The organism is Pseudomonas baetica (genome assembly GCF_002813455.1).
In the GTDB taxonomy this organism is placed as follows: Bacteria; Pseudomonadota; Gammaproteobacteria; order Pseudomonadales; family Pseudomonadaceae; genus Aquipseudomonas; species Aquipseudomonas baetica.
The window spans coordinates 2428438-2445005 of record NZ_PHHE01000001.1; the positions used below are offsets into that span (position 1 = coordinate 2428438).

At 57.9% G+C, this 16568-nt stretch carries 15 protein-coding genes, 1 other RNA gene and 2 pseudogenes; 13 read left to right on the forward strand and 5 right to left on the reverse strand.

What is annotated here, in order from left to right; all coding sequences use genetic code 11:
• Positions 1-6 precede the first annotated feature (6 nt).
• Positions 7-1410, reverse strand: coding sequence for a sodium-dependent transporter (locus tag ATI02_RS11140; protein WP_100846281.1), 1404 nt, complete (start codon positions 1408-1410; stop codon positions 7-9).
• Between the two features lie 119 nt (positions 1411-1529).
• On the opposite strand from ATI02_RS11140, the gene smpB reads away from it, so the two are divergent.
• Positions 1530-2012, forward strand: coding sequence for an SsrA-binding protein SmpB (gene smpB, locus ATI02_RS11145; protein WP_007915208.1), 483 nt, complete (start codon positions 1530-1532; stop codon positions 2010-2012).
• Between the two features lie 119 nt (positions 2013-2131).
• On the opposite strand, the gene ATI02_RS11150 is transcribed toward smpB, so the two are convergent.
• Entirely contained in the window at positions 2132-2899 is a 768-nt protein-coding gene (locus tag ATI02_RS11150; RefSeq protein WP_100846282.1) for an FCD domain-containing protein, read from the reverse strand.
• Positions 2900-3160: 261 nt separating this feature from the next.
• Between ATI02_RS11150 and ATI02_RS11155 the strand changes: the two genes are divergently transcribed.
• From ATI02_RS11155 to ATI02_RS11220, 12 genes are all read left to right on the forward strand, one after another.
• Positions 3161-4855 (forward strand): lactate permease LctP family transporter, encoded by a 1695-nt coding sequence (locus ATI02_RS11155; protein WP_100846283.1) that lies wholly within the window; start codon positions 3161-3163, stop codon positions 4853-4855.
• Positions 4856-5005: 150 nt separating this feature from the next.
• The gene (locus tag ATI02_RS11160; protein ID WP_095191077.1) at positions 5006-5830 is read left to right on the forward strand and encodes a (Fe-S)-binding protein; all 825 of its coding nucleotides are present in this window, start codon (positions 5006-5008) and stop codon (positions 5828-5830) included.
• On the forward strand, positions 5827-7281 hold the full coding sequence (locus ATI02_RS11165; protein WP_100846284.1) for a LutB/LldF family L-lactate oxidation iron-sulfur protein: 1455 nt from the start codon (positions 5827-5829) through the stop codon (positions 7279-7281). Before ATI02_RS11160 ends, ATI02_RS11165 begins: the two co-directional genes overlap by 4 nt.
• Positions 7281-7952, forward strand: a complete 672-nt coding sequence (locus ATI02_RS11170) for a LutC/YkgG family protein (RefSeq protein ID WP_095191079.1) — start codon at positions 7281-7283, stop codon at positions 7950-7952. The genes ATI02_RS11165 and ATI02_RS11170 overlap by 1 nt, the downstream gene beginning before the upstream one ends.
• Entirely contained in the window at positions 7949-10759 is a 2811-nt protein-coding gene (locus tag ATI02_RS11175) for an FAD-binding and (Fe-S)-binding domain-containing protein (RefSeq protein WP_100846285.1), read from the forward strand. The genes ATI02_RS11170 and ATI02_RS11175 overlap by 4 nt, the downstream gene beginning before the upstream one ends.
• A gap of 130 nt (positions 10760-10889) precedes the next feature.
• On the forward strand, positions 10890-11171 hold the full coding sequence (locus tag ATI02_RS11180) for a PA2433 domain-containing protein (protein ID WP_095191081.1): 282 nt from the start codon (positions 10890-10892) through the stop codon (positions 11169-11171).
• Positions 11172-11374: 203 nt separating this feature from the next.
• The gene (locus tag ATI02_RS11185) at positions 11375-11650 is read left to right on the forward strand and encodes a PA2433 domain-containing protein (protein ID WP_095191082.1); all 276 of its coding nucleotides are present in this window, start codon (positions 11375-11377) and stop codon (positions 11648-11650) included.
• A 96-nt stretch (positions 11651-11746) separates the two neighbouring features.
• Positions 11747-12135, forward strand: a transfer-messenger RNA (tmRNA) gene (gene ssrA / locus ATI02_RS11190).
• Positions 12136-12309: 174 nt separating this feature from the next.
• Complete coding sequence (locus ATI02_RS11195; RefSeq protein WP_100846286.1) at positions 12310-12507, forward strand: DUF4224 domain-containing protein; 198 nt, start codon at positions 12310-12312, stop codon at positions 12505-12507.
• A 32-nt stretch (positions 12508-12539) separates the two neighbouring features.
• Positions 12540-12776 (forward strand): excisionase, encoded by a 237-nt coding sequence (locus ATI02_RS11200; protein ID WP_095191084.1) that lies wholly within the window; start codon positions 12540-12542, stop codon positions 12774-12776.
• Between the two features lie 704 nt (positions 12777-13480).
• Positions 13481-13942 carry a cupin domain-containing protein gene (locus tag ATI02_RS11215; protein WP_100846288.1) on the forward strand — a complete coding sequence of 154 codons (462 nt, stop codon included), beginning with the start codon at positions 13481-13483 and terminating at the stop codon, positions 13940-13942.
• A 101-nt stretch (positions 13943-14043) separates the two neighbouring features.
• Positions 14044-14505: an MEKHLA domain-containing protein gene (locus tag ATI02_RS11220; RefSeq protein ID WP_100846289.1), complete on the forward strand. Its 462-nt coding sequence runs from the start codon at positions 14044-14046 to the stop codon at positions 14503-14505.
• Between the two features lie 54 nt (positions 14506-14559).
• On the opposite strand, the pseudogene ATI02_RS11225 reads toward ATI02_RS11220, so the two are convergent.
• From ATI02_RS11225 to ATI02_RS11235, 3 genes and pseudogenes are all read right to left on the reverse strand, one after another.
• Positions 14560-14685, reverse strand: a pseudogene (locus ATI02_RS11225) (DUF2165 family protein); the annotation flags it as partial.
• Position 14686: 1 nt separating this feature from the next.
• Positions 14687-15097 (reverse strand): annotated as a pseudogene (locus ATI02_RS11230) (DNA adenine methylase); the annotation flags it as partial.
• A gap of 309 nt (positions 15098-15406) precedes the next feature.
• Positions 15407-16396: a helix-turn-helix domain-containing protein gene (locus tag ATI02_RS11235; RefSeq protein ID WP_238156176.1), complete on the reverse strand. Its 990-nt coding sequence runs from the start codon at positions 16394-16396 to the stop codon at positions 15407-15409.
• Between the last annotated feature and the right edge of the window lie 172 nt (positions 16397-16568).

Consider the following 16568-nt stretch of genomic DNA (forward strand, 5'->3'; position numbering starts at 1 on the left):
TAAGCGTTACTTCCAGAGCTGAGCGGCAAACACTACAACAATGCCGATAGGCGCCACGTAGCGCATCAAGAACAAAGACAGGGCAAACAGCGCCGGATGTCGGATCGACAGCTCATCACGCACCGCTTCACGCCCCATCACCCATCCGGCAAACAGTACGAAACACAGTCCACCCAGCGGCAACATGATCCGCGAGGTGAAGAAATCGATCACGCCGAAGAAGTCCAGACCGCTCGCCGCACCCCATTGATAGAGATGGAACATCCCGCCTTCGTTCACGAAAAATTTGGCTTCCTTCCAGATATTGAAGGAGAACACCGTACCCAAACCGACGAACCAGCAAATGAATGCCAGCCAGAACGTCACCCAGGCGCGGCTGACTTTGGTGCGCTCAACCAGATAAGCCACCATCGGCTCCAAGAGGGAAATCGCCGAACTCCAGGCAGCAATCGCCACCAGAACGAAGAAGACCACTCCCATCAGTTGACCGAAAGCCACGTTACCGAAAGCGAATGGCAGACTGACGAACATCAGGCCAGGCCCTTCGCTAGGATTCAGACCGCCGGCAAACACAATCGGAAACAAAGCCAGACCAGCGACCAGCGATACGAAGGTATCCAGCAGCGCTACGCCCACCACCGTGCCGGACAACGACGCGTTCTTCGGCATGTAAGCACCGTAGATCATGATCGAGCCCACGCCGACGCTCAGCGAAAAGAAAGCATGCCCCATCGCTGGCAGCAGACCGTCGAGGACTTTTTCCGGGTGGAAATCGAACATGAAATGCACGCCCTCCATGAAGTGCCCGGTGGTCATGCTGTAACCCAGCAGCACCAGCACCATCACGAACAGCAGCGGCATCATGATGCGCAGGCTGCGTTCCAGGCCGGCAACCACGCCTTTGGCGATCACCAGCGCCGACAGCAGCATGAAAACTGTGTGCCAAAGTGTCAGACGCCACGGATCGGCAATGACATTGCCGAAGTAGGCGCCAACCTGATCGGCCGTGGCCCCCTGGAAGTCGCCGCGGCCCATATCGACGATGTAATCCAGCGACCAGCCGCCCACCACACTATAGAAAGACAGGATCAGCAGCGCCGTAATCATCCCGGCAAAGGCGCCCCACGACCACTTGGCCGAGTGCCCGGCTTCCAGCGCCAGCACCTTCAAGGCGTTGGCCGGACTCTGCCGGGCGCGTCGGCCGATCAGGGTTTCAGCGAGCATGACGGGAATGCCGATCAAAGCGATACACGCCAGAAACATCAGCACAAAGGCGCCGCCGCCGTACACCCCGACCATGTAGGGGAACTTCCAGATACTACCCAGTCCCACGGCCGAACCGGTCGCGGCGAGTATGAATACCCAGCGGCTAGCCCAACTGCCGTGGACAGAAACCTTGTCTGTCGACATCGTTTATCACGCCCAAGCGTTAGAAAAAGAGGCCGCATTGTCCGGGATTCACTCAACCTGCTCAAGCACGCAGCATCACCGTAGCCGACGGCCGTTTATCTCCATATAATGCCGCCCCTATGGCTAAACAGAAGAAACACCCAACAGGGACCATCGCGCAGAACAAAAAGGCGCGACACGATTACTTCATCGAGCACAAGTTCGAGGCTGGTCTGGTCCTGGCCGGCTGGGAAGTAAAAAGTCTGCGGGCAAGCAAGCTGCAACTGGTCGACAGTTACGTGCTGCTCAAGGATGGCGAAGCGTGGCTGCTCGGCAGTCACATCACGCCTCTGATGACCGCCAGCACCCACGTCATCGCCGACCCGGTGCGCACGCGCAAATTGCTGCTCAACCGCCGCGAGCTGGAAAAGCTCGCCGCCGCTGTGCAGCAAAAGGGTTACGCCTGCGTATGCCTGTCCTGGTACTGGAGCAAGCACATGGTCAAGTGCGAGATCGCTCTGGGCAAGGGCAAGAAGGAATACGACAAGCGTGACACCGAGCGCGAACGCGATGCCGGTCGTGAGTTGCAACGTGCGGTGCGCAACAAGGGTAAGGAAGATTAATTTCTTCTGCCTTTAGGTCGTATTCGCGAGCAGGCTCGCTCCCACATTTGGAATGCATTTCAAATGTGGGAGCGAGCCTGCTCGCGAAATCAGTTTCAGATCAACCCTGAAACACCTGATCACATCCCCTTGCGCCGCTCCGCCCGAGCCATGCGCTGAACCTCCTGCCGCACTTCTTCCAGCACTTCCTGCACATACAGAATGTGTCGGCTGGAGACTTCCCGCGCCTGCTCTGCTCGCCCCTCGATAATCGCCAGGTATAACTCCCGATGCTGGGTGATCAACATGTCGCGGGTTTCCGTGCGCTGCTTGTACATCCCGCCGATGTTGGTCACGACGTTACGCTTGAGCAGATCGAATAACCCGCGAATGGTGTGCAGCAGCACGGCGTTATGGCTGGCCTCTGCGATTGCCAGATGAAACTTCGCATCCGCCGCCCCCTCTTCCGCCCGACTCACGTCGTCATGGCGCGAATAGCAGTCCTGTAACTCTTCGAATGCAGCAGTCAGCCGCTCGCGATCGACATCGGTGGCGCGCAATGCCGCGTAATAGGCACACGATGCCTCCAGAGTGTGGCGAAATTCCAGCAGATCGCGCTGCGCCTCGGGATTGCTTTCCAGCAATTGCAGCAGTGGATCGCTGAACGTCGAACCGAGACTTTCCACCACGTAGTTGCCGCCGCCCTGGCGACTGACCAGCAATCCCTTGGCCGCCAGTTTTTGAATCGCCTCACGCAACGACGGACGTGATACGCCAAATTGCTCGGCCAGCGCGCGCTCGGCCGGCAGACGCTCACCGGACTTCAGCGTGCCCTCGAGGATCATCCCCTCAAGTCGCTCGACAATATCGTCAGACAAACGGCGCTGCCGAATTTGATCAAACCCCATCACTCATTTCTCCACGACCCCGACCGCTCGCCGGGCTCTCTATTCTGGCCTATCGGCGCCTTCTCGACACCTGCCAGCGACACCGGTCAAAACCGGATCAGATGTGTTCTGCACCGCTCATTCGACAAAAGTTTCAGGGCGACAAATTGACACACTGCCATCAAGGCTTTTACCCTAGCCAACAGCGATTGTAAATTGGTCTTACCAATTATCCAAGAACGCTGACAGTGCCTGACCAACAACAATTAGGGGCCACCCCATATGCAAACCTGGCAACAGCTCTACAGCCCGCTCGGCAGTCTCGGCGTCTCCGCACTCGCGGCCGTCATCCCCATCGTTTTCTTCTTCCTCGCTCTGGCGGTGTTTCGCCTCAAAGGCCATGTGGCCGGCAGCATCACGCTGGCCCTGTCCATCGCCGTGGCGATCTTCGCGTTCCAGATGCCGGTCGATATGGCTTTCGCCGCTGCTGGTTATGGCTTCGCCTACGGTCTGTGGCCGATTGCCTGGATCATTGTCGCGGCGGTATTCCTCTACAAACTGACGGTCAAAAGCGGTCAGTTCGAGGTCATTCGCAGCTCGGTGCTATCGATCACCGACGACCAGCGCTTGCAGGTATTGCTGATCGGCTTTTGCTTCGGTGCGTTTCTGGAAGGTGCCGCCGGCTTCGGCGCCCCGGTGGCGATTACCGCCGCCCTTCTTGTCGGACTGGGCTTCAATCCGCTGTACGCCGCAGGCCTGTGTCTGATCGCCAACACCGCGCCGGTAGCCTTCGGCGCACTGGGGATTCCGATCATCGTTGCGGGCCAGGTCACTGGCATCGACGCCTTCAAGATCGGCGCCATGACCGGCCGTCAGCTGCCACTGCTGTCGCTGTTCGTGCCGTTCTGGCTGGTGTTCATGATGGACGGCATGCGCGGTGTACGTGAAACCTGGCCGGCCGCACTGGTCGCGGGCCTGAGCTTTGCCATCACTCAATACTTCACCTCGAACTTCATCGGCCCGGAACTGCCGGACATCACCTCGGCCCTGGCCAGCCTGATTTCCCTGACGCTGTTCCTCAAAGTCTGGCAGCCGAAACGTACCGCAGGCGCGCAAATCGCCGGCGCCACTTCCAGCGCCGCCATCACCGGCAGCGTTGGCGGTTTCGGCCAGAAGCGCGCCACCGCGGTTTCCCCTTACAGCCTCTGGGAGATTTTCATCGCCTGGTCGCCGTTCCTGATCCTCACCGTGCTGGTGACGATCTGGACGCTGAAGCCTTTCAAAGCCATGTTCGCCGCTGGTGGCTCGATGTACGCGTGGGTGTTCAACTTCGCGATTCCGCACCTTGATCAACTGGTGATCAAAACCGCACCGATCGTGGCCGCGCCAACCGCGATCCCGGCCGTGTTCAAACTCGACCCGATTTCCGCGACCGGCACAGCGATCTTCTTCTCCGCGCTGATCTCGATGCTGGTACTGAAGATCAACTTCAAAATTGGTCTTACCACTTTGAAAGAGACCTTCTACGAACTGCGCTGGCCGATCCTGTCGATCGGCATGGTGCTGGCCTTCGCCTTTGTCACCAACTACTCCGGCATGTCTTCGACGATGGCCCTGGTATTGGCCGGTACTGGCGCAGCCTTCCCGTTCTTCTCGCCGTTCCTTGGTTGGCTGGGCGTGTTCCTGACCGGCTCGGACACCTCGTCCAACGCCCTGTTCAGCTCGCTGCAAGCCACTACCGCACATCAGATCGGCGTTAACAACACTCTGCTGGTAGCGGCGAATACCAGCGGCGGCGTGACCGGCAAAATGATCTCGCCACAATCGATCGCCGTGGCCTGCGCCGCGACCGGGCTGGTGGGCAAGGAATCGGATCTGTTCCGCTTCACCCTCAAGCACAGCCTATTCTTTGCAACGATCGTCGGCCTGATCACGCTGGCGCAGGCCTACTGGCTCACCGGCATGCTGGTGCACTAAACCTACACGCGACATGGAAAAAACCGACGCCGGTGGGTGATGCCGGCGTCAGCAATTCACAACCCGGTCTGTAAGGCTGCTGAAAGCAACGCTCTTTATATTCAGCAGCCGCAACAGACGGATAACCGGGACCACCCGGAGACACGCCTGATGAGCGAGCTTTATTACAACGCCGTGCCGAACGCGACCCGCGTTGCACCGCCACTGCCCGAACCTCGGCAATACCCCAACGAGAAACCGTCGCGGGTCTACCTGTTCGGGACGTGCGTGGTCGACCTGTTCTACCCCGAAGCCGGGATGGACGCGATCCACTTGCTGGAACGCGAAGGGATCAAGGTCGAGTACCCGCAAGGGCAGAGTTGCTGCGGACAACCGGCCTACACCTCGGGTTACACCGAGCAGGCGCGGACCGTGGCGCGCTCGCAACTGGCGCTGTTTGCCGGGGATTATCCGGTGGTGGTGCCTTCGGGTTCCTGCGCGGGGATGTTGCGCGAACACTACGCCGACTTGTTCAAGGACGAGCCGCAAACATTGAAACAGGTCCAGGCCCTCGCGGCCCGCACCTATGAACTGGCCGAATTCCTCTTGTTCGTCTGCAAGGTGCAGCTCAAGGACAGCGGCGAACCGGTGAAAGTGGCGCTGCACACATCGTGTTCGGCACGTCGCGAGATGAACACCCACCTGCACGGCCGCGAGTTGTTGGCGCAGTTGAGCAACGTGGAACGGGTCAATCACGACCACGAAAGCGAATGCTGTGGCTTCGGTGGGACATTCAGCGTCCGTATGCCAGACATTTCCGGCGCGATGGTGGCTGACAAGACCCGGGCGCTGAAGGAATCCGGCGCGCACAAGGTGTTGAGTGCCGACTGCGGCTGTTTGATGAACATCAACGGCTCGCTGGAAAAACAGCAGGAAGCTTTGCGCGGGCAACACTTGGCGAGCTTCCTCTGGCAGCGAACCGGGAGTGCGCAATGAGCACCTCGACGATTATTCCTACGGTTGCCGTAGAAGAAGATTTCCGCACCCGGGCGCACAACGCCTTGGGTGACCCGCAGTTACGGAACAACTTCCGCACTGCAATGGGTTCACTGATGACCAAGCGGGCAGCGGCTTTCAGCGATGCCCACGAAAGAGAACACTTGCGTGCTCTGGGCAATTCGATCAGAGCGCGCGCGCTCTCCAAGTTGCCCGACCTGCTCGAGCAACTGGAACAGAACCTGACCCGCAACGGTGTGACAGTGCACTGGGCGGAAACGGTGGACGAAGCCAATGGCATCGTCTTATCGATCATCCGGGCTCACGAGGCGCGGCAAGTGATCAAGGGCAAATCGATGGTCAGCGAAGAGATGGAGATGAACCATTTCCTCGAGGCTCAAGGTGTTGAATGCCTGGAGTCCGACATGGGGGAATACATCGTCCAGCTCGACCACGAGAAGCCTTCACACATCATTATGCCGGCGATCCACAAGAATGCCGGTCAGGTCGCGTCCTTGTTCCACGACAAACTTGGCGTGGAGTACACCAAGGACGTTGACCAACTCATTCAGATCGGTCGCAGAGTCCTGCGGCAGAAATTCTTCGAAGCGGACATCGGCGTCTCCGGTGTCAACTTCGCCGTGGCCGAAACCGGCACCCTGTTGCTGGTGGAAAACGAAGGCAACGGCCGCATGACCACCACTGTGCCGCCGGTACACATCGCCGTCACCGGCATCGAAAAAGTCGTGGAAAACCTGCGTGACGTGGTGCCACTGCTGTCGCTGCTGACCCGCTCGGCACTGGGCATTCCAATCACCACCTACGTCAACATGATCTCCGGCCCGCGCAAGGAACATGAACTCGACGGCCCGCAGGAAGTGCACCTGGTACTCCTCGACAACGGTCGCAGCCAGGCCTTCGCCGACAGCGAATTGCGCCAGACCCTGAACTGCATTCGCTGTGGCGCCTGTATGAACCATTGCCCGGTCTACACCCGTGTCGGTGGCCATGCCTATGGCGAGGTTTACCCGGGGCCGATCGGCAAAATCATCACCCCGCACATGGTCGGCCTGGCGAAAGTCCCCGACCACCCAAGCGCTTCTTCGCTGTGCGGTGCCTGCGGTGAAGTGTGTCCGGTAAAAATTCCTATCCCTGCTTTACTGCGTCGCCTACGCGAAGAGAACGTCAAAGCGCCGGACAGCCCCCATCAAGTGATGCGCGGCCAGGGCAGCAAGTATTCGCGCAAGGAACGCTTCATCTGGAACGCCTGGGCGAAGCTCAACAGCTCGCCGACCTTGTATCGACTGTTCGGCTTCTTCGCCACGCGCCTGCGTGCGCTCACTCCAAGCAACGTCGGCCCATGGACGCAGAACCACAGCGCGCCGAAACCCGCCGCCCGCTCACTGCATGACATGGCCCGCGAGCATCTGGCCAAACAGGGAGACCGCTGATGAGCGCCAAGCAAAATATCCTCGGCAAACTACGCAAAAGTCTGACCGGCGCTACGCCGATTGCCGACGACTTCGATGTCGATCTGGTGACCCAGCCTTACACCTACAGCGCCGAACAACGCATCCCGCAACTGCGCAAACTGATGGAAGCGGTACACACAGAAATCCATCTGAGCACTGCCGCAGAGTGGCCGGTGTTGCTTGCGCAATTGCTGCACGATCGCCAGTTACCGAGTCTGCTGATTGCACCGACAACGCCCCACGGGGAACGCATCACACAACACTGGGCGAACAATCCTGATCTGCCGGCACTGAATTCCTACGACCGGCCGATGGAAGAATGGAAAGCCGAGTTGTTCAACGATACCCCGGCCAGCCTCACCGGCACCCTCGGCGCGATCGCGGCCACGGGCAGCCTGATCCTCTGGCCGACCCGCGAAGAACCACGCCTGATGAGTCTGGTGCCACCGGTACATTTCGCCCTGCTCAAGGCCAGCGAAATCCGCGACAACTTCTATCAGGTGCAACAGGAATTCGGGTGGGCGCAAGGCATGCCGACTAACGCGCTGCTGGTGTCCGGCCCATCGAAAACCGCTGACATCGAGCAAGTGCTGGCCTACGGCGCCCACGGCCCGAAAGACCTGGTGGTGCTGATTCTGGAGGACCAATGACGTTACCAGCGGCTTTTCTGCGTGATGCGCAACAACTGATTCCGGTCGAGCGCCGTTTTGACGATCCGCTGTCGACCTTGGCCTTTGGCACCGATGCCAGTTTCTACCGACTGATCCCAAAACTGGTCATCCGCGTCGAGTCCGAAGACGAAGTGGTGGCACTGCTGCAACTGGCCCAGCGCGACCATGTGCCGGTGACCTTCCGCGCCGCCGGCACCAGCCTTTCGGGGCAGGCCATCAGCGACTCCGTTTTGATCGTGCTTGGGGATAACTGGAACGCTCGGGAAATTCGCGGCCAAGGTATGCAAATCCGCCTGCAACCGGGGGTGATCGGCGCGCAGGCCAATGCCTGGCTGGCCCCGTTCGGACGCAAGATCGGCCCGGATCCGGCGTCGATCAACGCCTGCAAGATCGGCGGCATCGTCGCCAACAATGCCAGCGGCATGTGCTGCGGCACCGCGCAAAACACCTATCACACGCTGGCCGGGCTTCGTCTGGTGCTGGCCGATGGCACGCGCCTTGATACCGAAGACGCCGCCAGTGTCGCAGCCTTTCGCGCAAGCCATGGCGATCTGCTCGAACGCCTGGCGACTTTGGGTCGCGAGACCCGCGCCAACGCCGAACTGGCCGCGCGAATCCGCCACAAATACCGTCTGAAAAATACCACCGGCCTGTCGCTCAACGCTCTGGTCGATTTCGATGAGCCTGTGGATATCTTGAGCCACTTGCTGGTCGGCTCCGAAGGTACGCTCGGCTTTATCAGCGCAGTGACTTACGACACCGTGATCGATCATCCGAACAAGGCTTCGGCGCTGATCGTGTTCCCGGATGTGGAAACCTGCTGCAACGCCGTTACCGTGCTGAAGAGCCAACCGGTGTCCGCGGTGGAACTGCTGGATCGGCGCAGCCTGCGCTCGGTGCAGGACAAACCGGGCATGCCTTCTTTCGTACAACAGCTGTCGAGCAATGCCTGCGCGCTGCTGATCGAATCCCGCGCCGCGTCTTCCACGTTGCTGCAGGAACAACTGGCGCAGATCATGGCGTCGCTCAGCAGCTTCCCGGTGGAAAAGCAGGTCGACTTCACTGAAGACCCTGTAGAAAACGCCCGGCTCTGGGCGATCCGCAAGGACACTTTCCCCGCTGTCGGCGCAGTGCGTAAGACCGGCACCACGGTGATCATCGAAGACGTGACCTTCCCGGTCGAGCAACTGGCCATCGGTGTGAACCGCTTGATCGAGCTGTTCGACAAACATTCTTACGACGAAGCAATCCTTTTCGGACACGCCCTGGAAGGCAATCTGCATTTCGTCTTCACCCAAGGCTTCAACAGCGCGGAAGAAGTCGCACGCTATCAAGCGTTCATGGACGACGTCGCGCAACTGGTGGCGGTGGAATTCGGCGGCTCGCTGAAGGCTGAACACGGCACCGGGCGTAACATGGCGCCGTTCGTGGAGCTGGAATGGGGCAGTGATGCCTATCAACTGATGTGGCAGCTCAAACGCCTGCTCGACCCGAACGGCATTCTTAACCCGGACGTGGTGCTCAGCGAAGATCCGCAGATCCACCTCAAGCACCTGAAGCCGCTGCCAGCCGCCGACGAGATTGTGGATAAGTGCATCGAATGCGGCTTCTGCGAACCGGTTTGCCCGTCGAAAGGCCTGACCCTGAGCCCGCGCCAGCGCATCGTGATCTGGCGCGACATTCAGGCGAAAAAGCGTGCAGGCGTCGACACCACAGAACTGGAAGAAGCCTACGAATACCAAGGCATCGATACCTGCGCGGCGACCGGCTTGTGCGCGCAACGTTGTCCTGTAGGCATCAACACCGGCGACTTGGTGAAAAAGCTTCGTAGCCGACACGCGACGCATCAGAAAACCGCTAACTGGATCGAAGGAAATTTCGCCAAGACCTTGCAAGGGGCACGCTTCACCCTGCATGTGGCCAACGGTGCACGGATGTTGCTGGGTGCTCCGCGTCTGGCGAAGCTTTCGGCGACTCTGACACGGTTGTCCAAAGGCCAGGTGCCGCTGTGGACGAACGCGATGCCGCAACCGGAGAAGGCCATTCGTTTCAGCCCGAGCGTGTCGGACGAACGCCCGCGAGTGGTGTATCTGGCCGCGTGCGTATCGCGGGTGATGGGCCCGGCGGCGGGTGATAAAGAACAGATGTCGCTGTACGACAAAACCCGTGGACTGCTGGAGAAGGCCGGATATCAAGTGGTGTTCCCGGACAACCAAGACAACCTCTGCTGTGGCCAACCGTTCGCTTCCAAAGGCTATGCCGAACAGGCTGAACACAAGCGCCAGGAGTTGATCGGCGCACTGCTGCATGCCAGTCGCGGCGGGATCGATCCGATCTACTGCGACACCAGTCCGTGCACGCTGCGGCTGGTGCAGGATGTCGGCGATGTTCGTCTGGATCTGTACGACCCTGTGCGCTTCATCCGTACGCACCTGCTTGATCGACTGGACTTCACGCCTCAGGAAGCACCGATTGCCGTCCACGTAACGTGCAGCACTCAGCATTTGGGCGAAAGCCAGGCGTTGATTGATCTGGCGCGCAAGTGCAGCAACAACGTGGTGATTCCGGAGGGCATTCATTGCTGCGGGTTCGCTGGCGACAAGGGTTTTACCACGCCGGAACTGAACAGCCATTCGCTGCGCACACTCAAGGACGCGGTGCAGCATTGCAGTGAAGGGATTTCCACCAGCCGCACGTGCGAAATCGGCCTGACGCAGCATGGCGGGATCGACTATCACGGCCTGGTTTATCTGGTCGACAGGGTCACTCAGGCAAAGGCCTGCTGAAGAAAAACAGAACCCTTGAGCGAGACAACAGTCCACAGAACAAGCCCCGAACGCTCGGGGCTTGTCCTCTTTTCGGTGGCCCGCTTTGACGGTCAGCGAAATCTGGATTCCTCAGTGCAAGGAGATACTCATGAAGCGTTCTGTACTGTTAGGTCTGTTTGTTACTGCCTCTATGCTGGCGTCCACTTCGTTCGCCGCCGACAAGCCAGAAAGCCTGTGCGATGCCAATTTGAATCAAATCGAAAGTGCCAAGACGCAATACCAGACATCGTCCGATCTGAATGCACGCGTCTCGGCCAGTGTGAGTAAAGCCCGCGCCCTTAAGGCCCAAGGCAAAACCGACGAATGTCTGGCCGAAACCCAGCAAACCCTTCTGGAAATCCAGAAAACGACGGGGAACACCAACAAATAACCCGAGAGCCGACTAACCTTCGAGTCGGCCTTATCGGTTTGAGTGGGTGAGCGGACTTTTCATACCCGCTACAAAAAAACCGAATTCCTGCGTGCCGTCGCGGTCGATTGAACAGGCCCGCGACGAAACGTGGCCTGTTACGACCTCGGCATCGCCGCCAGATCGTCCGGCAGCACCGAGCCCAACCGTTCAAGGAGATACCCATGAAGCTTTCTGCAATTGCTGGATTGTTCATCGCTGGTGCCCTGCTGACGTCGCCGGTGTTTGCGGCAGACAAAGACCTTTGTGCCGGGAATCTTCAAACCATCAAGGACTTCGAGACCAGCCAGCCGGCTCTTTCGGAAAATACCGACGACAACATCAAAGCTGCCCGGGAAAAAGCCGAAATGGCTCAAAAAGCCGGGAATGACAAGGAATGCGTTGCGATCACTTCCAACGTAGTCACCAAAATACAAACTCGTAATCCTGAAAATAAATGACGTACCAGAAGGCCAACCTTCGGGTTGGCCTTGTCCGCCGATTGGCGTACACTGCGCAGGCCTGTTGCTCACCAAGATGTACAGAGCAATGAGTTCGGGGCCGTTTAGGATTCGACGCCGGTTGCGAAACTTTAGGTGCATGCCGACTTGGTAACAGAAGTCGTAAATCCACTGTTGCAACTACTTATAGTTGCCAATGACGACCAATACGGTGTTGCTCTCGCTGCTTAATTGCAGCTGACAATGCTCCTGGTACCTTCGGGTCCAGCAATCATCAGGGGATGTCTGTAAACCCAAAATGATTGTCATATAGAACAGAATCGCCGTGCAGTACGTTGTGGACGAAGCGGCTAAAACTTACACAACTCGCCCAAAGCACCCTGCCCTTCGGGTCGCTGAGGGTTAACTTAATAGAAACGGCTACGCATGTAGTACCGACAGCGGAGTACTGGCGGACGGGGGTTCAAATCCCCCCGGCTCCACCAAATAAGCGTTACAAATCAGGCACTTAGCGTTTATCGCAAGTGCCTTTTTTGTGCCTGAATGGGTGGTTTTGGCTCGGTTATGCCAGCTTAATGACAGCCTTTGTAGTGATCCTGTAGCGTTTCCAATATCTGCATTCCCGCCCACCGTGGTCGAGATCAGCAAGGAGAGATGCGATGCTGTTGACGAGGGATGAGGTAGCCGACCTGACCGGCTACGAACGGCCTGCAACACAATCGCGCTGGCTGCGGGAAAATTCCTTTCCATTTATTCTCGGCGGGGACGGACATCCGAAGGTGTTGCGCCAAGTCGTTATCAGTCGTCTCGGTGGGCAGTGCGAGGCCAAGAGGACCCCAGAGCTTCGATTGAAATAATATTTGATCTCACTTTTATCGTTGGGTGCGCCATGAGCAAACTGACTCTCACTGAATGGGCTAACGATCACTTCAGAACGCCACCCAGTCCCAATACGCTGAGAAAATGGGCGCGCGAAGGGCGAATCACTCCTACCCCGATCAAGCATGGACGCAATTATTACGTAGAGTCGAATGCTCACTATCGTGAACCGGCGCGGCTTGATAGGACGACTGGAAGAAGTCTGGTTGAGAGAATAAAGGCGGCTCGAAGAGGGCAAGGATCATGAAAATTCTTTCTCAGGTTACGGTGAGACTTCCCAGGCTCATGGAGGCCAGCGAGTACCGCAAGCTGCGCTATGCAGGTAATAAACCTAGGGGGCTTTCTCAATTAGTTTCCCCGCCGCGTTGTTGCCTTAAAGCGGGCCAGGCCAGGCGCAGGCCGCTGGGAATGGTGTTCCCTTTCCAAGGCCTGCAACGCAGCCTGGCCCGCTTTAAGGCACAACCCGAAGGGCCAGGCCTGTTGACGCTTCAAATGGGTAACCGGAGTAAGTCGCAAACCATGACCACCGCGCGCTCGTAAGTTATTGACGTCACCTCAGGTGATCCTGAACGTCACAGGGGCGGCCAGCGATGGGATCTCTAGGCGCTGATGACCTCGCTCGCAGCCGGTCTTCGACAACTCATCGCGTTGCAAATCGGAATGCTGGTCGTCCGTCGAAACATCCGCACAACTGATCGGCATACTGGTTCCCGATTATCCGATAGCAATCTGGTATGCTCAGACATTGAAAGAGGGCAACAGATATTCGCTGCTTTTCATAAGGTTTTTGGCGCTATCCTGATCGCAGGCACTGTGCATCCATCAATCCATCGTTGTCGGTACGAATGGAGAGCCGTAGAGTTTGATCGAATGGCTTGTCAAAAAGTGACTGACATCGCTCGCCACTAAACTACCCCCAGCAGCCTTATTGTTCAACGAAGGAACTTTTTTATGTTCTGCCATCCACCTGTCCGAACGCGCTTTACAACTGTCCTGATGGCTGAGCTGCTCTTGCTTGCTGGCGCCATGCATGTCCCGACGGCCGTAGCGACCGAGCCTCAAGTTGAGGTGACGCAGCTGCTGAAAACAACGCACTCGTGGGACGGGGTTCAATATCGCACGTATCCAGATGGCCAGCCGGAAGTATCGGTACTGCGCTATAAGATCCCGGCACATAGTGCGCTACCGTGGCACACCCACCCGGTAATCAATGTCGCTTATGTTCTTTCCGGTCACCTGACGGTCATCCGGAAGAGCGACGGGAAGACGATGGTGATTGGCCCGGGAGACGTATTGCCTGAAATAGTCGACGCACCTCATCGCGGCCAGAGTGGTGATGAGCCGGTTGAGCTGATTGTGTTCTATGCTGGTACCCCGACCGTTGCGTTAACGGTCAAGTCCGAGCCTAACTAATCGCAACTTGTAGAGGCTGGCCATAAAGAACCATCGACCGATCTACTACAGCAATATTCTGGCGATCGCCGCATATCGGTGACGTTCACGAGTACAGTTCTATGCCAAGTTCTCTAGCCACAGATTCCATTTTTTTCGATCTCTTGGCGGATAGCCACCTCCGACTGACCGGTCTGCCTCTATTGGGCCAGACAACGCAAAACACGGAGGCTGCTCGCTGGCTATACGAAGACGCACCTTTTTGTGTAGTCGCTCACAACGCGGATGAGGATCCGCAGTTCATTTACGCGAACAAAGCCGCACAGCACTGCTTTGAATACAGCTGGGCTGAAATGACAGCTTTACGTTCACGGCTTTCCGCTGAGCACCCTAACCGGCAAGAGCGTCAACAATTGCTCGAAGCGGTACGAACCCAAGGTTTTGCAAGCGGTTATCGTGGCTTACGCATTGCCAAATCGGGAAGACGGTTCTGGATCAAGAACGTGACCGTCTGGAATTTAGTCGACCGTGATGGAATATATCGAGGGCAGGCAGCTACTTACCGCCAATGGAAAAACGTCTGATCCATGTATCAGGGCTCTCGCTTCGAGGATCGAGTCGAACAGAAATCAAGGCGCTGCCCCCCAAATTAACAAGACGCCAGTCAGCCCTTCACCGGCAATGATCAACGCATATGCGGCATGCCACAACCATGGTGTCGTAATTGCCCGATACAGCGCTGCATTACCCGGAAAGGTTGTATTGGTCGTTGATGCTGACCATCACTTTGCCTTTGCAGTGGCGCATGAAGTCGGCCATCCGCTCGTAGTTCTCGAACGGAAAGTCCACTCCGTAGCCGGCGGTCTGCCAGTAAGGCGGATCCATGTAGTGGAAGGTATGGGCGCGGTCGTAGCGTTCAGCGCATTCAAGCCAGGGAAGGTTTTCGACGTAGGTGCCGGACAGGCGCTGCCAAGCGGCCGAGAGGTTTTCCTCGATCCGCAGCAGGTTGATGGCCGGGGTAGTCGTCGCCGTGCCGAACGTCTGACCGGAGACCTTGCCGGCGAAGGCATGGTGGTGCAGGTAGAAGAATCGGGCGGCGCGCTGGATGTCGGTGAGGGTTTCGGGGCGGGTCATTTTCTGCCATTCGAACACTTGCCGCGAACTGAGCCTCTTTTTTTGCCTAGCGCGATCATGCTGGGTTTAACCATGACAATCACCGCAGCAACCTTCAAAAAGCACCTCTGAAAGATCAGATTTATCCTCCATGGTCTATGGAAAGCAGCACCGGCTGCGCATAATTGCCAGTTACACTCTTTCGTTGCAGACTCATATTGGACAGCTGCGAGCATGTGAAAGTACCAGCCTTCCCAACCTCCATGTTCAAGTGGCTTTGGCAATCATGGCCTATTTCACTGTGGCATCCGTCAGATTTTCTGCGCACCTGCCTGCGTCAAACGTATCTGGATCTCTTAGGCTCAACTTCGTTTACAACGCACTAACACCAAATGATTTGCCTCTCCCACCGTTCTTGAGAGCCGAGGGGTTGATTCCGAACTGCTTACGAAACGCCGTGGCGAAATGGCTAGCGTTGGCATAGCCCAGGTCCGAGGCGATGCGCATCACGGATTCATCGCCGCTCATCAAGCGGCTGCGCGCCTGGATCATCCGTGCTTGCTGGAATACGCCGTAGACGCTGTTGAAGAACAGTTGGCGGAACCCGCGTGTCAGCTTGGGCTGGCTCAACCCGGACTCACGCGCCAGCTCCGACAGGCTCGGCGCCTTGCCCAGGTCCTCGAGCAGACGATCACGAGCACGCACAAGCCGTTGGCGGTCGGTGTTACTGACGCGACAGGTACATTCGGCGTCCTGGCGTGCTTCCAAGAACAGACTCACCAGGGTGACGCTTTGCCCGTAAAGCCACAGACTGCTGCGCGGCTGGGACGGGGGCAATCCGGCACCCTGGTCCATGGCGGTGCCGAGCAGGTGCGCAGTCGCGCTCATTTCGCCACTGCGATGGCCATCGAGAAAGCAATGGTCACAGGCCAACGCTTTGTTCAGCAGCGGGTCGAGTTTCAGCTCCCACTGCTCAAGCACTTCAGGACGAATCATCACAGTGATGTTATCGATCTCGCCGTGCTGGTGATAAAGACCATGGCGGCAACGACCAAAGCTGATGCTGCCGGCGCCCTCGTCAATCGCATAGCGCCGTTGCCGACGCCCCTCTTGAAAGCTGCACGAGGCCTTGCCCTTGAGCAGGTTGGTGAAACTGAAATGGATGCAATCGCTGTCGTCCTGCAAGGGTAATTCGATCGGCTGTTCGAACGTGCTTTGCCACCGCACGATGTCCAGCCCGTCCTGCAGCGACACGCGGGTGACGCGACAGTGCGCACCTGGCCCGAGGTCGCTTCCATATCCTCCCGTAATGATTCGCGAGACCCGCATCGGCTCCCCTGCGCCTCCTTGAACGGCTGACATCGTAAATCTCCTGGCTGACCGGATAAGGCTCGAATCAGATCACATCGGGGTAGAGGCGTGCAATTGATAACTATTAGCATCTGGCGCACTGCACAGGCTCCGCCAAATCGCCGCTGCCACCCCGCAACGCGCGCCGATCAGAATCTTCAGTCAAGGTCCCATCATGTCTGCA

Excerpts from the sequence above, each read along its gene's own strand:
- ATI02_RS11140 (WP_100846281.1), bottom strand. The coding sequence starts at position 1,410 with ATGTCGACAGACAAGGTTTCTGTCCACGGCAGTTGGGCTAGCCGCTGG.
- smpB (WP_007915208.1), top strand. The coding sequence starts at position 1,530 with ATGGCTAAACAGAAGAAACACCCAACAGGGACCATCGCGCAGAACAAA.
- ATI02_RS11150 (WP_100846282.1), bottom strand. The coding sequence starts at position 2,899 with ATGGGGTTTGATCAAATTCGGCAGCGCCGTTTGTCTGACGATATTGTC.
- ATI02_RS11155 (WP_100846283.1), top strand. The coding sequence starts at position 3,161 with ATGCAAACCTGGCAACAGCTCTACAGCCCGCTCGGCAGTCTCGGCGTC.
- ATI02_RS11160 (WP_095191077.1), top strand. The coding sequence starts at position 5,006 with ATGAGCGAGCTTTATTACAACGCCGTGCCGAACGCGACCCGCGTTGCA.
- ATI02_RS11165 (WP_100846284.1), top strand. The coding sequence starts at position 5,827 with ATGAGCACCTCGACGATTATTCCTACGGTTGCCGTAGAAGAAGATTTC.
- ATI02_RS11170 (WP_095191079.1), top strand. The coding sequence starts at position 7,281 with ATGAGCGCCAAGCAAAATATCCTCGGCAAACTACGCAAAAGTCTGACC.
- ATI02_RS11175 (WP_100846285.1), top strand. The coding sequence starts at position 7,949 with ATGACGTTACCAGCGGCTTTTCTGCGTGATGCGCAACAACTGATTCCG.
- ATI02_RS11180 (WP_095191081.1), top strand. The coding sequence starts at position 10,890 with ATGAAGCGTTCTGTACTGTTAGGTCTGTTTGTTACTGCCTCTATGCTG.
- ATI02_RS11185 (WP_095191082.1), top strand. The coding sequence starts at position 11,375 with ATGAAGCTTTCTGCAATTGCTGGATTGTTCATCGCTGGTGCCCTGCTG.
- ATI02_RS11195 (WP_100846286.1), top strand. The coding sequence starts at position 12,310 with ATGCTGTTGACGAGGGATGAGGTAGCCGACCTGACCGGCTACGAACGG.
- ATI02_RS11200 (WP_095191084.1), top strand. The coding sequence starts at position 12,540 with ATGAGCAAACTGACTCTCACTGAATGGGCTAACGATCACTTCAGAACG.
- ATI02_RS11215 (WP_100846288.1), top strand. The coding sequence starts at position 13,481 with ATGTTCTGCCATCCACCTGTCCGAACGCGCTTTACAACTGTCCTGATG.
- ATI02_RS11220 (WP_100846289.1), top strand. The coding sequence starts at position 14,044 with ATGCCAAGTTCTCTAGCCACAGATTCCATTTTTTTCGATCTCTTGGCG.
- ATI02_RS11235 (WP_238156176.1), bottom strand. The coding sequence starts at position 16,396 with ATGTCAGCCGTTCAAGGAGGCGCAGGGGAGCCGATGCGGGTCTCGCGA.